The organism is Streptomyces sp. NBC_01775 (genome assembly GCF_035917675.1).
Taxonomy (GTDB): Bacteria; Actinomycetota; Actinomycetes; order Streptomycetales; family Streptomycetaceae; genus Streptomyces.
The window spans coordinates 5,624,506-5,637,767 of record NZ_CP109104.1; the positions used below are offsets into that span (position 1 = coordinate 5,624,506).

General features: G+C 71.9%; 14 protein-coding genes. 7 read left to right on the forward strand and 7 right to left on the reverse strand.

Going from position 1 to position 13,262, the window contains the following annotated elements; genetic code table 11:
- Positions 1–224: 224 nt before the first annotated feature.
- Complete coding sequence (locus OHB04_RS25165; RefSeq protein ID WP_326692890.1) at positions 225–1,613, forward strand: cystathionine beta-synthase; 1,389 nt, start codon at positions 225–227, stop codon at positions 1,611–1,613.
- Between the two features lie 468 nt (positions 1,614–2,081).
- On the opposite strand, the gene OHB04_RS25170 is transcribed toward OHB04_RS25165, so the two are convergent.
- On the reverse strand, positions 2,082–2,522 hold the full coding sequence (locus tag OHB04_RS25170; RefSeq protein WP_326689923.1) for a hypothetical protein: 441 nt from the start codon (positions 2,520–2,522) through the stop codon (positions 2,082–2,084).
- Between the two features lie 404 nt (positions 2,523–2,926).
- On the opposite strand from OHB04_RS25170, the gene OHB04_RS25175 reads away from it, so the two are divergent.
- The 3 genes from OHB04_RS25175 (at position 2,927) to OHB04_RS25185 (ending at position 6,019) form a co-directional block, all read left to right on the forward strand.
- Entirely contained in the window at positions 2,927–4,159 is a 1,233-nt protein-coding gene (locus OHB04_RS25175; protein ID WP_326808374.1) for a Gfo/Idh/MocA family protein, read from the forward strand.
- Positions 4,160–4,307: 148 nt separating this feature from the next.
- Positions 4,308–5,153, forward strand: a complete 846-nt coding sequence (locus OHB04_RS25180; protein WP_326689925.1) for a MurR/RpiR family transcriptional regulator — start codon at positions 4,308–4,310, stop codon at positions 5,151–5,153.
- A 212-nt stretch (positions 5,154–5,365) separates the two neighbouring features.
- Complete coding sequence (locus tag OHB04_RS25185) at positions 5,366–6,019, forward strand: GNAT family N-acetyltransferase (protein WP_326689926.1); 654 nt, start codon at positions 5,366–5,368, stop codon at positions 6,017–6,019.
- A gap of 22 nt (positions 6,020–6,041) precedes the next feature.
- On the opposite strand, the gene OHB04_RS25190 is transcribed toward OHB04_RS25185, so the two are convergent.
- Positions 6,042–6,824 carry a TIGR03086 family metal-binding protein gene (locus OHB04_RS25190; protein WP_326808375.1) on the reverse strand — a complete coding sequence of 261 codons (783 nt, stop codon included), beginning with the start codon at positions 6,822–6,824 and terminating at the stop codon, positions 6,042–6,044.
- A gap of 4 nt (positions 6,825–6,828) precedes the next feature.
- Positions 6,829–7,239 carry a VOC family protein gene (locus tag OHB04_RS25195; protein WP_326808376.1) on the reverse strand — a complete coding sequence of 137 codons (411 nt, stop codon included), beginning with the start codon at positions 7,237–7,239 and terminating at the stop codon, positions 6,829–6,831.
- Positions 7,240–7,437: 198 nt separating this feature from the next.
- On the opposite strand from OHB04_RS25195, the gene OHB04_RS25200 reads away from it, so the two are divergent.
- Complete coding sequence (locus OHB04_RS25200) at positions 7,438–7,947, forward strand: pyridoxamine 5'-phosphate oxidase family protein (protein WP_326689929.1); 510 nt, start codon at positions 7,438–7,440, stop codon at positions 7,945–7,947.
- A 216-nt stretch (positions 7,948–8,163) separates the two neighbouring features.
- Positions 8,164–8,601: a hypothetical protein gene (locus OHB04_RS25205; protein WP_326808377.1), complete on the forward strand. Its 438-nt coding sequence runs from the start codon at positions 8,164–8,166 to the stop codon at positions 8,599–8,601.
- Here OHB04_RS25205 and OHB04_RS25210 read toward each other — a convergent pair.
- Entirely contained in the window at positions 8,552–9,196 is a 645-nt protein-coding gene (locus tag OHB04_RS25210) for a TetR/AcrR family transcriptional regulator (protein WP_326809518.1), read from the reverse strand. The two genes, OHB04_RS25205 and OHB04_RS25210, sit on opposite strands and share 50 nt — an antisense overlap.
- On the opposite strand from OHB04_RS25210, the gene OHB04_RS25215 reads away from it, so the two are divergent.
- A complete protein-coding gene (locus OHB04_RS25215; RefSeq protein ID WP_326689930.1) occupies positions 9,086–9,751 on the forward strand; it encodes an aldo/keto reductase in 666 nt (221 codons plus the stop codon). The two genes, OHB04_RS25210 and OHB04_RS25215, sit on opposite strands and share 111 nt — an antisense overlap.
- 156 nt (positions 9,752–9,907) lie before the next feature.
- Here OHB04_RS25215 and OHB04_RS25220 read toward each other — a convergent pair whose 3' ends face one another.
- From OHB04_RS25220 to OHB04_RS25230, 3 genes are read right to left on the reverse strand one after another with little or no spacing between them, the layout of a single operon-like run.
- Positions 9,908–10,828, reverse strand: coding sequence for a carbohydrate ABC transporter permease (locus tag OHB04_RS25220; RefSeq protein WP_326808378.1), 921 nt, complete (start codon positions 10,826–10,828; stop codon positions 9,908–9,910).
- A complete protein-coding gene (locus OHB04_RS25225; RefSeq protein ID WP_326689932.1) occupies positions 10,825–11,757 on the reverse strand; it encodes a carbohydrate ABC transporter permease in 933 nt (310 codons plus the stop codon). The genes OHB04_RS25220 and OHB04_RS25225 overlap by 4 nt, the downstream gene beginning before the upstream one ends.
- Positions 11,754–13,205 carry an ABC transporter substrate-binding protein gene (locus OHB04_RS25230; RefSeq protein ID WP_326808379.1) on the reverse strand — a complete coding sequence of 484 codons (1,452 nt, stop codon included), beginning with the start codon at positions 13,203–13,205 and terminating at the stop codon, positions 11,754–11,756. The genes OHB04_RS25225 and OHB04_RS25230 overlap by 4 nt, the downstream gene beginning before the upstream one ends.
- Between the last annotated feature and the right edge of the window lie 57 nt (positions 13,206–13,262).

Consider the following 13,262-nt stretch of genomic DNA (forward strand, 5'->3'; position numbering starts at 1 on the left):
GCGAATTCGTGTTACGGATGGTGAGGGCCACGGGCCGTGGGCGACCGGGTGTTGAGCACCACGGTGGTGCGGAACAGATTTCGTGCGCCGGGTTCGCGCCCTCATGACTGTGTTGCCCCGCGCAGCCCGGAGTGCAACGCGCCCCCAGCGTGCGCATGTTGCCCAATATGGTGGCGGCACGGGCTCGCAACCACGCGGCCCTACGACTACGCGCGGAGACCACGGTGCAGTATCACGAGTCGATGATCGAGCTTGTCGGCAACACCCCGCTGCTCAAGCTGAACAGTGTCACGGACGGCATCCAGGCCACCGTCCTTGCCAAGGTCGAGTACTTCAACCCCGGCGGTTCGGTGAAGGACCGGATCGCCCTGCGGATGATCGAGGCCGCCGAGGAGTCCGGCGAGCTGCGCCCTGGCGGTGTGATCGTGGAACCCACGTCCGGGAACACCGGTGTCGGCCTGGCCATCGTGGCGCAGCAGAAGGGCTACCGCTGCCTCTTCGTCTGCCCCGACAAGGTCTCCATGGACAAGATCAATGTGCTGCGCGCCTACGGCGCCGAGGTCGTGGTGTGCCCGACAGCCGTCGATCCCGACCATCCCGACTCTTACTACAACGTTTCCGACAGGCTGGTGCGCGAAACGCCGGGCGCCTGGAAGCCGGACCAGTACAGCAATCCCAACAACCCCCGCTCCCACTACGAGACGACCGGCCCCGAGCTGTGGGAGCAGACGGGCGGTCGCCTCACGCACTTCGTGGCGGGCATCGGCACCGGCGGCACCATCAGCGGCACGGGCCGCTATCTGAAGGAGGTCAGCGGCGGCTCCGTACAGGTCGTCGGCGCCGACCCGGAAGGCTCCGTCTACTCCGGCGGTGCGGGACGCCCCTACCTGGTGGAGGGCGTCGGTGAGGACTTCTGGCCCGACGCCTACGACCGCACCGTCACCGACGAGATCGTGGCCGTCTCCGACAAGGACTCCTTCCAGATGACGCGGCGGCTGGCCAAGGAGGAGGGCCTGCTGGTCGGCGGCTCGTGCGGAATGGCCGTCGTGGGCGCTCTGGAGGTGGCCAAGCGGCTCGGCCCCGACGACGTGGTGGTCGTCCTGCTGCCCGACAGCGGGCGCGGCTACCTCAGCAAGATCTTCAACGACGAGTGGATGAACGACTACGGCTTCCTGGAGGAGAGCGGCAGCGCCGGCTCCCGCGTGGGCGACGTGCTGCGCTTCAAGGAGGGCCCGATGCCCTCGCTGGTCCACATGCACCCGGAGGAGAGGGTCGGCGAGGCCATCGACGTGCTGCGCGAATACGGCGTCTCGCAGATGCCCGTCGTCAAGCGGGGGGCCGGGCACCCGGATGTGATGGCGGCCGAGGTCATCGGCTCCGTCGTCGAGCGGGAGCTGCTGGACGCGCTGTTCGCGCAGCGTGCCTCGCTGGGCGACGCGCTGGACAAGCACATGAGCGCGCCGCTGCCGCACGTCGGCTCGGGGGAGACCGTCGCCGATCTGATGGCGGTGCTGGAGGGCGCCGACGCGGCGATCGTGCTGGACGAGGGCAAGCCCTCGGGGGTGGTCAGCAGGCAGGACCTGCTGGCGTTCCTGGCGAACGAGGTTCGCTAGTGCCGTGACCGGCAATGTTTGCCCGGAAGGAGCGTGCGTGCCGGGCGGCGCGAGGGGGCCAAGCTTGCCGGGAGGGGCACCAGCCCCTGTCGTCGCGGGGCGGACGGGAAGGTGACGACAGGGCCTGGGTGCTCCCGCGCCCCTTTTCGGAGCGCCCGGTCCCCCGCCCCGTCGCGCGAAAGTGGTGGCCAAGTGTCACGGGGAGGAAAGCCGGGGTTAACACCCGGCGCGCACAGTGGGGTGTGTGGGCGTCACGGACCTCCGGAGCGGCTCCCGGACCGGTGGCGTCCCCACACGCGGCGGCAGGGCCTTGACCGCGCGCGTGCCCGGTGGGGGACCGCCGTCGTCCCGCCCCTTGCGCCTGTGCGCGGGGGTGCGGCGGTCCCCTTCTTTTTCTCCGCGCGGCTCCATGGCGGACCTGTCCCGTACCGGCACCGGGTCCGGACCAGCACCGGCCCCGGTGCCGGCTCAGTCCCAGTCTCCGGCCGGCTTCCGGCGCTCCGTGCCCTCGCTCCCGGAGAACCAGGAGCGGCTCGCCTGGAGGCCGTTGACCGCGACGATGCCCGCCCAGCACGAGATCAGCCCGATCAGCCCCGCGTTGACCACGGCGATGGCCGACAGCGGGATGGCCAGCACCAGGGAGGCCACCGCCAGGCCGAGGCGCGCGCCCAGGCCGTCCGGATAGAGGTGCGGCTGCGCCTGCTGGGGGCGGGTGCTGCCGCGGGCCACCACCATCTGCTGCTCGGCCATCTGGCGGCGCACGCGCTTGTCGACGACGCTGTCCAGCCGCTGCTCGACCTTCTCCATGAAGGAGTCGATCAGCTCGTCCTCGTATTCGGGACCCAGCTCCCTGCGCGTGTGCAGGGTCGCGTCGAGTTCCTTCTTCAGCTCAGGGTCGGGACCGCTCATGCTCGCCACGTTACGGCGCGGGCGCGGGGACGGCAGTGGGGCTAGCCCCCTGAAATCCCCGGGAGGTTTCGCGAACTCCCACCGGTTTCTCACCGAGGGCGGAGCCCGGATCCGCGGGCCCGCGCGTCCGGCCCCGTCGCCTCACCAGCCGCCGTGCGCGGGTGCGGTGTTGGGCTTCCGGGGGGCCGTCCGGAAGAGGGCGCGAGGGGGCGCCCCACCGGGGTTCGCGAGCTCCGCGACTGCGCAAAGATGATTCAAAGGGCCATTGACTCGTCAATTTTGAGCAAATAGCGTCCGGGGGATGTTCCCCGCCTCCGGCACGTTCTCGCCGCGGCAGTTCTTCATGGGGCTGCCCGAGGAGCCGGCGGAGGCGGCGCGGCTCCGGCATGAAGGGCTGAGCACACATGACTGACACCTCCATCCCCTCCGCGGCGCCGACGGGCAGCAGTGCGCACACCCGCGACCTGCGCCTGGGCGTCATCGGGCTCGGCCAGCGCGCCTACCTCGCGCAGGAGGCCCACCACCCGGGCGAGGGCTCGGCGGTGGTGGCCGCCGCCGACACCGCGCCGGGCATGGCCGGGCGGGCCCGCGAGTGGTTCGGGGACGACGTCCGCGGCTACGCCGGCCACCGGGAGATGCTGGCCGCCGAGGAGCTGGACGCGGTCTTCGTCATCACCCCCGACCACACGCACGAGGACCTCGCCGTCGAGCTGCTGGAGGCGGGCGTCGCCGTCTTCGCCGAGAAGCCGCTCGCCATCACCACCGAGGGCTGCGACCGTGTCCTGGAGGCCGCGCGCGCGGGCGGCGCCCGGCTGTACGTGGGCCACAACATGCGCCACATGCCGGTGGTGCGCACCATGCGCGACCTGATCCGGCGCGGCGAGATCGGCGAGGTCAAGGCCGTGTGGTGCCGCCACTTCGTCGGCCACGGCGGTGACTTCTACTTCAAGGACTGGCACGCCGACCGCCGCAACACCACCAGCCTGCTCCTCCAGAAGGGTGCCCACGACCTGGACGTCATCCACTGGCTCGCGGGCGCGTACACCGAGCGTGTCACCGCGCTCGGCGGGCTCACGGTCTACGGCGAGATCGCCGACCGCTCGGGCCAGGCCCCCGGCGCGGTGATGCCCGACTGGTACGACGAGGACAACTGGCCGCCGCTGTCGAACACCGGCCTCAACCCGGTCGTCGACGTCGAGGACCTGTCGATGATGGTCATGCGGCTGGAGGGCGGCGTGCACGCCAGCTACCAGCAGTGCCACTACACGCCGGACTACTGGCGCAACTACACGGTCATCGGCACCGAGGGCCGCCTGGAGAACTTCGGTGACCAGGGGGAGACCGCGGAGGTGCGGGTGTGGAAGCGGCGCGGCGACTACCGCGCCGACGCGGATTCCGTCGTCCCTGTGCCGTCGCCCGGTGAGGGCGGACACGGGGGCGCCGACCCGATGCTGGTGGCCGAGTTCCTGCGCTTTGTCCGCTCCGGCGGCGTGACCGACACCAGCCCGGTCGCGGCCCGGGAAGCCGTGGCGGCGGGGGTCGCCGCGACCGAGTCGCTGCGCGCGGACGGCCGCCCGGTCACGGTCTCCCGGGTCGACCCCGGCCTGGCCGCCTGGTTCGCCGCCGGTCAGCCTTGACGCCTCCGCCGCTCCTCCTTCCGCCGCGACGGCGCGTACCCCGGGCGGGAAGAGGGGCGGCGGCAGGAGGGGGCCGCACATCTTGCTCGTCGGCCGCTCTCTGCATAGAGTTATGCAAGGGAGGAGTGGGCTGAATGAGAGGGATGGGATGGGTGCGAGCGGGCGGCTGCTTCAGCTTTTCGAGGGGCACCGGCTGACGCCGACGCAGCGCCGCATCGCGCACTGCATGGTGCGCCGCGCCGCCGACGCCCCGTTTCTCTCCAGCGTCGAGCTGGCCGAACTCGCGGGGGTGAGCCAGCCGTCGGTCACCCGGTTCGCCGTCGCGCTCGGCTTCGACGGCTACCCCGCGCTGCGCCGCCATCTGCGCGAGAACACGCCGCCGGAGGGCGCCGAGGGCGGGGACGGTGCCGAGAGCGAGGGCGGCAACGAGTACCAGCAGGCCGTGTACGCCGAGATCGAGAACCTGCGTCGGACCGCCGCGCTGCTGAGCGACCCCGCGCCGGTCGAGCGGGCCGGCGCGCTGCTGGCGGCCTCGCGCCCGCTGCCGGTGCTCGGGCTGCGGGCAGCCGCCGCGCAGGCGGGCGGCTTCGCGTACTTCGCCGCCAAGGTCCACCCCGACGTCCGGCTGCTGACCGAGGGCGGCTCCATGCTCGTCGACCGGCTCGACGGCTGCGTACGGGCCGGGGCCGGCACACTGCTGTGCTTCGCGCTGCCCCGCCACCCCCGCGAGACCGTCGAGGCCCTCGCGCACGCGCGGGAGGCGGGGCTGTCGGTCGTCACGGTCGCGGACGGCGCGTTCGCGCCGGTCGCGCACCCGGACGACCTCTTGTTGCCCGCCCCTGTCGGCACCGGCCTCTCCTTCGACACCGCCTGCGCGCCCATGCTCCTGGGCCGGATGCTTCTGGAGGCCATGTGCGACGGCTTGCCCGACGCGCAGGCCCGGCTGGAGGACTTCGACACGCGCGCCGGGGAGCGCGGGCTCTTCGCCGAGTGAGCCCGCTGTGCTGTTGTGCTGTTGCGCTGTTGTGCCGTTGTGCCGTTGTGCCGTTGTGCCGTGTGAGCCCGCGACAAGCCCCGTGAACGGTCCGGTGGTCGCCCCGCGAACGTCCCGGTAGCCGGCCCGCGCGGAAAAGGGAGTGCCCGGCCCGCCGCCGTGACGTAATGTGCGCGGTCGGTCTGCGGCTCTTACGCGGGGGTGTGTGCTTCGTGATTCCGGATCTCGTCAGAACCTGGGTGGCGGGCTGGTCCGTGTCCCGGAACACGCCCCGGCCCGTCGAGCACCCGTGGGGCCACTACATCGAGGTGGGCAGGCCGGAGCTGGTGGGACGGCATGTGCTGCCGCACGCCTCGCAGGCCATGGTGCGCGAGGCCGCCGCCTCGGTGACCGTGCCGTACACCTGGCTGCTGCTGCCCGCCGAACCGGACGAGGCCGAGGGCTGGCTCCCCGCCGGCTGGTCGGTCGACCGGGAGGAGACCGGCCACCTCATGACCCTCGATCTGCGGACCACCCGCCCGGTGGCGCCCGACGGCTACACCGCGACGGTCGCGACCCGTGACGGCGTCACCCACGTGCGGGTGTGGGACGCGGCGGGCGAGAGCGCGGCGCAGGGGCAGATGGCCCTGCTGGGCCGGGACACCGTCGTCGACCGCGTCATCACCGACGAGCGGCACCGCCGCCGGGGCCTGGGGAGTTTCGTGATGCGCGCCCTCGGCGATCTCGCGGTCGCCGAAGGTGCGGCCCTCGGTGTGCTGGGCGCCACCGACCAGGGCCGGGCGCTCTACGAGACCCTGGGCTGGAAGGCGCACACCTCGCTGGCGGAGTGCGTCTACCGCCCGGGGGAGTGTGCCTGCCACTCCTGAGAGCGTCACGTGGCCCCTGTCGTCACCGCGTGGGAACGCGCCCCAGAAACGCGAGCAGCCGGGCGTCCGGCGGCGCCCCCGGCGGGAGGGGGACCTCGGGCGCGAACAGCGGGGGACGTGCCCCCTCGTACGGGACCAGCTGGTGCGCGACCGGGAGCAGGTCGGCGGCCAGCGCCGCCGGAAGGGGCCGGTCGTGCTCTCCCGTGGCCCGCGTGATGTCCCAGCCGTGTACGGCCAGCTCCACCGCGCCGGTCAGCCCGAGGGCGACCGCCGTCAGCGGGGAGTCGGCGACGGCGATCAGCCGGTGGCCGGACCCGGCCGCCGCCCAGGCCCCCAGCAGCCGGGCGGCCCGACGCCGGAAGAGGGCGGCGGGATCGGCCTCTGTGCCGGTCTCCGCTCCGGCGTCCGCTGCGGCCTCCACGCCCGGAGCGCTGTCCCGCCGGTGTGGCCCTTCCCTCGGCCGGAGGGCGACGACTCCGTCCGTGATGCCCTCGTGCAGCGCCGCGAGGGAGTCGTCGACGTGGGCCATCAGGCGGCCCAGGTTCCACGCCGCGCACGGGGTGGGACGGCCGAGCAGGGCCGGGGTGACGGACTGGGCCGCGCCCAGCGCGTAGCCGACCGCCCGCCGCAACAGTTCGGCGGCCTCGGCCTCGGCCTCGGCCTCGGCCGTGCGCGTGGGCGCGCGGCCCCCCGTGGTGTCGTGCGCGCGGCCCCCGGTGGTGTCACGCGCGCAAGCCCCCGTGGTGCGGTGCGCACCGTCCTGGGCGCGGATTCCGCCGTCGCCGTCGCCGTCGCCGCGGTACACGGCTCTACTCGCCCGTGCCCGCGCCGTCGCCGGTCATCTCGATGATCTGGACGTAGTTGCCGTCCGGGTCCTCCAGGGTGCCCAGCAGGACGTTCTCGTCGACGTTCTCGATCTCGCGCACCCAGCGGGCGTTGAGGTCGGTCGTCAGGTGCTTCTCCAGGCCCCGGATGTTCTCGACCTCGAAGTTCACCAGCAGGCGGCCCGGCTCGACCGACTTGCGGCCCACGTCGTCGCGGCTCTCGAAGATCAGATAGGTGCCGCCGAGTTCCAGGCCCAGCGTCGGGTCCCCGGCCCCGGTCTCTTCCGTCTTCTCGGATTGCGGCGCGAAAGCGGCGCGATACCACTCCCACAGCCTCGCCGGATCCGTGCTGCCCAACACGATGCCTCCCACTCGCGGACGCTTCTTCTCTGCCATGACGCTCTTCTCCTTCTGCCGCCGAGGCCTGCCGCCGACCCCGTCGCCGGGTTCTGCCGCCGGGTCTTCACGGGGGTTGACCCGGCGGGGCGCGGAAACTCATCGCAGGGCGTGCGATGAGTCCCGGACCGGGCGATGGTCGGAGAGAGGAGAAATACCGAGGGCAGGTACGTGATCCGTGGAAAGGGCCGAGCTGTCATGAACGCACGCATGCCGGAGACCGCGCTGGATCGCCGCTACAGCGAGCCGGAGGCCGAGGCGGTTCCCTGGCCGCAGGCCGAGAAGGCGCTGGCGGAGGCCGAGCTGTACTGGTGCACGACCGTACGGCCGGACGGCCGTCCGCACATGACCCCGCTCATCGGGATCTGGGGCGACGGCGCGCTCCACTTCACCACCGGCCCCGAAGAGCGCAAGGCGCGCAATCTCGCGCGGAACCCGCACTGCGTGCTGGCCGTCGGCGACGGCCGCTACGGTGCGGGCCTCGACCTCGCCGTGGAGGGCGAGGCCGTACGGGTCACGGACCTCGCGCGCCTGGCGGCCCTGGCCGAGGCATGGGTGGCCAAGTACGGCGAGGAATGGCGCTTCGCCGTTCGTGACGAGGCGTTCTGGCACGAGGGGGGCGGTCACGCCCACGTCTTCGCCGTCGCCCCTGATGCCGTCTTCGGCTTCGGCAAGTCCCCCTTCAGCCAGACCCGCTGGCGCTTTTGACTCGTTCCTCGCCGCGCAGGGGTGAGCGTCGAAGCGGTCGCGGTGAACCAACAGCCGTTGGCGGACGTTGAATTGATCGATTGCCGGACCCGTCCGTCAATCGGCTGTCGGACCCGCCTGTCAAGGTCCTCAGTGTCAGTCACTCCGGCCGGAGACCACGGTCGGGCCGCTGGAGCGAAACCGTCCTGCGACTCATGCGACTCACTGGAGCACGCCATGCACCCCCGGACCGGCCCCCGCGCGACCGCGTCCCGCAGACGCTCCTTCGGCGCCCCGGTGCTCGCTTACGACACCGAGGTGTGTGAGGAAGGACGGTGGGAGGCAGCCCCGCAGCTGCTGGTCCACCTCGACCGGGGGGAACCGGCCGACGTGGCGGAGCTGGCCTGGCGGTCCGAGGGCGGGGCGGAGGCCACGATCGCGTTCGACGGCGGGATGAAGGCCTTCCACGGGCACCGGCGCGCGATCGACGGCTCGGTGCGGCAGTACCGCGGTGCAGCCGCCGGGAGCCGGCCGGCGCCCGAGGAGATACCGGACTGCCGGGTGCGCACCTTCGCCACCGAGGAGGACGGTGACAGCGCGGGGCGGTCAGCGGGGTGCGCCCGGGTCACGGCGCGGACCGTTCCATGCCTCCGCGCCAGCCGTCCGCGCGGGTGATGCCGTCCATCAGCAGGTCGAGCAGCCGCTCGGCCTGCGCGCGCTGGTGGACAGCCCCGGCCACGAGGGTGACGCCCGCCGGGGTCATCAGGATGCCGGGCGAAGGCACGTCCTCGCGGAGCACTCCCTGGGTGATCCCGGCGAGACGGAACTCCTCGACGGCTCCGGTCAGTTGCTCGCGCGTCTGCGAGCTCAGCTGCTCGTCGCTCCGCAGCAGGGTCTTGAGCGTGTCGGACATGCCGTGCTTGGCGGCGAGGTAGTCCAGCACCTGGGACATCCACGCCCGCAGGGCCCGGTCGGCGGGCAGCTTGCGCAGGAGGCCCGGGGCCTGGGCGGAGAGCCGGGCCGTCTCGTAGCGGTAGGTGGCGTCGTCGAGCTGCTCTCGGGTCGGGAAGCGCCGGTACAGGGTGGCGATCCCGACGCCCGCGTCCTTCGCGATCTGCTTGAGGGGCGTCCCGACCCCGCCACCGACCTCGACGAGACCTTGGGCGCGCTCTCCGATCTCGTCCGCGCGGGCAAGATCCGCTACGCGGGGTCCTCGACGTTCGCCCCCTCGGCGATCGTCCGGGCGCAGTGGACCGCCGAGCGACGGCAGCGCGAGCGCTTCGTCTGCGAACAGCCGCCCTACTCCCTCCTGGTGCGGGGTGTCGAGGCCGACGTGCTGCCCACCTGCCAGGAGCACCGGATGGGGGTACTCGCCTGGAGTCCGCTGGCCGGAGGCCGGCTGTCCGGCCGCTGGCACCGCGACGCGGTCGCCCTGTCCAGCCACCGCACGCGGACGATGCCCTTCCGCACCACGCTCTCCCACTACGACATGGACGTGCCGGGCAACCAGGCCAAGCTCGACGCCGCCACCGAACTCGCCGGCATCGCCGACGAAGCGGGACAGACGCTGATCCAGCTGGCGCCGGCGTTCGTCACCACGCACCCCGCGATCTCCGCGGCGATCATCGGTCCGCGCACCGCCGGGCATCTGCGAGACCAGCTGAGCGCCGCGGACATCGTCCTGGAACCCGCCGTGCTGGACCGCATCGACCGCGTCGTGGCGCCCGGCGTCGATCTCAACCCCGATGACGCGGGCTACGGCGCGGCCGTCCTGGCCGACCCGAAGCGCCGCCGCCGCGCGGTCGCTCCCGCCGTCGTTCGGTGAACCGGGCGCGCCGCCCTTACGGCTTGGGTCCAGCTCGCGGGCGAGCCCTCTTGGGTCCAGCTCGCGGGCGAGCCCTTGGTCAGAGAGCCCTTGGTCAGCGCGTCCTTGGTCAGCGCGTCCGTGAGGAGGTCGAGGAGCCGGCGGGCCCGGAGGAAGTCACCCCTTGACGGCGCCGGAGAGCATCCCGCTGATGAACTTGCGTTGCAGCAGGACGTAGCCGATGAGGACGGGCAGTGCGACGAGCACAGCGGCGGCGGAGGTGACGCCGGGGTCGCTGTTGCGGCGGTCGCTGGTGAAGAAGGACAGCGCGAGCGGCGCGGTCCGGACGTCGGGATTGTTGGGCACGAGGACCAGCGCGAGCAAGAACTCGTTCCAGGCGTAGAGGAACAGCAAGGCGGCCAGGGCGGTGATGGCCGGGGCGGCGAGCGGCAGCATGATCTTGCGGAGCGTCTGGAAGCGCGTCGCGCCGTCGATCTCCGCCGCCTCGCGCAGCGAACCGGGCACCCCCGCGAAGAAGTTGCGCATCCAGAAGGTGCCCAGCGCCAGCGAGAGGCCCACCTGCGGGAGGATCAGCGCCCAGTAGGTGTCGAGGAGGCCCCACGCCTTCAGCTGGTAGTAGAGCGGGATCACCGTCGCCTCGTACGGCAGTACGAGCCCGATCAGCAGGATGCCCATCAGGGGGCCCTTGAGCGGGAACGTGAAGGAAGCGAACGCGTAGCCGGCCGGCACCGAGACGAGCAGGGTCAGCACCACCACGCACACGGCCACCAGCAGGCTGGAGACCAGCGCGCTGGAGAAGAGGCCCTTGTGCCAGGCGGTGGCGAAGTTGTCGAAGTGGAGCGAGGAGGGGACCGAGAAGCCCGTCACCCGCGCGCCCGGCTCGTGCAGCGCCACCAGCAGGATCTGTGCGAACGGATACAGCGCCACGAGCGAGGCGATGACCAGCAGCGCATGGCTGACCACCGACTCGCGGCGCCCGCCGTCCATCGTCGAGCGCCGGGGGCGTACGGGGATGCGGGGGCGGTCCGAACGGCCCGTCGTGCGAGGGCTGTCCACTGTTCGCGCCACGTCACTCATGAGCCCTCCTCGCGCAGCGCCCGCATGATGACGCCGCAGACGAGCAGCGTCAGCACGGTCAGCGCGATGCCGACGGCGGCGGCGCTGCCGACGTGCCGGGTGACGAACGCGCCCTGGTAGATGAAGACACTGGGCACCGTCGTGCTGGTGCCGGGGCCGCCGGTGGTGGTGTTCCAGACGATGTCGAAGTTGCGCAGCGCCTGGGTCACGGTGAGCACCAGCGCGATGCTGATCTCCCCGCGCAGCGCGGGCAGGATCACCGTGAAGAACTCCCGCACGGGCCCCGCGCCATCCAGCCGCGCGGCCTCGAACAGCTCGCGGGGGATCTTCATGGCGCCGGTCAGGAACAGCACCATGCACAGCCCGTACATGATCCACGAGCCGATCAGCCCGACCGAGGGCAGCGCCGTGCCGTAGTCGCCGAGCCAGGAGCGGGCCGCTCCGTCCAGGCCGACGGCGTGCAGCAGCCCGTTGACCGGGCCGTCCGAGTCGTAGATCCAGCGCCAGGACACGGCGATGACGACGGTCGAGAGCACCTGCGGGACGAACAGCAGCGAGCGGAAGACGGCCAGGCCCCGGATGCGGATACGGACCATCAGCCCGGTGAGCAGCAGCCCGGCGGCGACCGGTAGCAGCGCGTAGAAGACGATGAACACCAGCGAGTGCAGCAGCGAGGAGCGCAGTGCCGGGTCGCTCAGCAGCGCCGTGTAGTTGTCCAGGCCCGTCCAGGTGCCGAGGGTGAGCCCGTCCCAGTCGAACAGGGAGATCCACGCGGTGGTGAAGAGCGGGCGCAGCACGAACAGGATGTAGAACGCGGCGCCGGGCAGCAGATACAGGTATGCGGGCCAGTACTGCCGCCGGGCCCAGGCCCGCACCCGCCGCTCCCCTCCACGGGCGGCGGCCCGCTCCGGCGTGGTGGCCGCGCTCATGAGCCGGACCCCTGCTTCTCGGCCTGCCTCTCGGCCTTCTTCTCCTGGTCGGCGCGGAAGGACTTCCAGTCGGCCTGCACCTTTCTCAGGTAGGTGTCCACGTCCTCGCGGCCGGTCAGCAGGTCCTGGGTGGCCGAACCGATGGTCGTCAGCATCGAGTTGCTGGCCCAGTCGAAGTAGAAGGTCTGCCCGTCGTCGTCCAGCAGTCGTTCACCGGTCGCGGCCTGCTGGCGGGACAGCGCGTCGGGCATCCTCACACCTTCGGTGACCACCGGGAGGCGCCCCGCGTCGGCCATGGCCTGGGCTCCGGTCCTGCTCTGCATCATGCCGAGGAAGGCGACGGCCGCGTCGGTCTTGTCGGTCTTCGCCGAGATGTGCCAGGGCAGTCCGAGCGCGCCTGTCGCGACGGTGCGGCCGTCCGCGGTGCGCGGGATGTCGAAGCCCGCGTCGTCGCCGAGCTTCTTGCCGATGGCCGGGGCGTTCCAGGACCCGGCGACGAGGAAGGCACCCTTGCCGCCGGTGAACTTGGTGACCGCGTCGTCCGAGCTGACGCCGTTGTAACCGGAGCCGAGGTAGCCCTTCTTGGCCCAGTCGCGGAGCGTCTTGGCGGCCTCGCGGTTGCCCCGGGTGGCGAACGTGGTGCCGGGGACGCCGTTGATCCAGGCGCGGCTCTCGTTGACCGGGACCTTCTGCGCCTGGATGGTGCCGAGGAGCTGTTCGGCGGGGTATTGGTCGGAGTTGCCCAGCATGATGGGCTGCTCGCCGGATGCCTTGACCTTCTTCAGCGCCTTGGTGAAGTCCGACCAGGTCTCGGGCGGGTCGATGCCGCGCTCGCCGATGCCGGCGAGCTTCTTCTTGTTGTAGAAGACGCCGACGTATTCGTTGCTCTGGCCGGTGCCGTAGAGGTTGCCGGAGCCGAAGATCGCGCCGTCCTGGCTCCAGCGCAGCTGGCTGGTGGCGCCGGTGGGGAAGTCGAGGTCCCAGCCGTAGGCGTGCGAGACGTCGTCCAGGGGGCGCAGCAGTCCGCTTTGTACGAGCAGCCCGTCGACTCCGTAGCCCTGGTTGCCCTGTATGAGGTCGGGCGGGTGGGAGCCGGACATCGTGTTCACGATCGTCTTGAAGAAGTCGGCGGACGCCTTGGTCTCCACCTTGACGTCCACGTTCGGGTACTTCTTCTCGTACAGCGGCACGAACCGCTTCAGGAATTCCTGTTCGCCCGAGTCCGCGAGCAGCCGCAGCTCCGTCTTGCCGTGTGCCGCGACCTTCGCCCGGGTGACCGGTTCGGTGATCCGGCCGCCCGTCAGCTCCTGCGCCGGGCCCCCGCCGCCGGCCCCCGGCACGCTGCACCCGGTGAGGGCGAGGGCGGTGGCGGCGGCGGCGAGCGCCGGGCCGAGGGCGGCAGCGCGGGGGCGGGGGCGGCTGTGGCGCGGGGTGGATGTGTGGTCCATGGTCCACTCCCTAGCCGCCCGTACGAGGGTTGTCGATACCGGGCGCACCGGCGGGGG

Excerpts from the sequence above, each read along its gene's own strand:
- OHB04_RS25205 (WP_326808377.1), top strand. The coding sequence starts at position 8,164 with ATGCACCCCCGGACCGGCCCCCGCGCGACCGCGTCCCGCAGACGCTCC.
- OHB04_RS25175 (WP_326808374.1), top strand. The coding sequence starts at position 2,927 with ATGACTGACACCTCCATCCCCTCCGCGGCGCCGACGGGCAGCAGTGCG.
- OHB04_RS25180 (WP_326689925.1), top strand. The coding sequence starts at position 4,308 with ATGGGTGCGAGCGGGCGGCTGCTTCAGCTTTTCGAGGGGCACCGGCTG.
- OHB04_RS25195 (WP_326808376.1), bottom strand. The coding sequence starts at position 7,239 with ATGGCAGAGAAGAAGCGTCCGCGAGTGGGAGGCATCGTGTTGGGCAGC.
- OHB04_RS25220 (WP_326808378.1), bottom strand. The coding sequence starts at position 10,828 with ATGAGTGACGTGGCGCGAACAGTGGACAGCCCTCGCACGACGGGCCGT.
- OHB04_RS25200 (WP_326689929.1), top strand. The coding sequence starts at position 7,438 with ATGAACGCACGCATGCCGGAGACCGCGCTGGATCGCCGCTACAGCGAG.
- OHB04_RS25170 (WP_326689923.1), bottom strand. The coding sequence starts at position 2,522 with ATGAGCGGTCCCGACCCTGAGCTGAAGAAGGAACTCGACGCGACCCTG.
- OHB04_RS25225 (WP_326689932.1), bottom strand. The coding sequence starts at position 11,757 with ATGAGCGCGGCCACCACGCCGGAGCGGGCCGCCGCCCGTGGAGGGGAG.
- OHB04_RS25230 (WP_326808379.1), bottom strand. The coding sequence starts at position 13,205 with ATGGACCACACATCCACCCCGCGCCACAGCCGCCCCCGCCCCCGCGCT.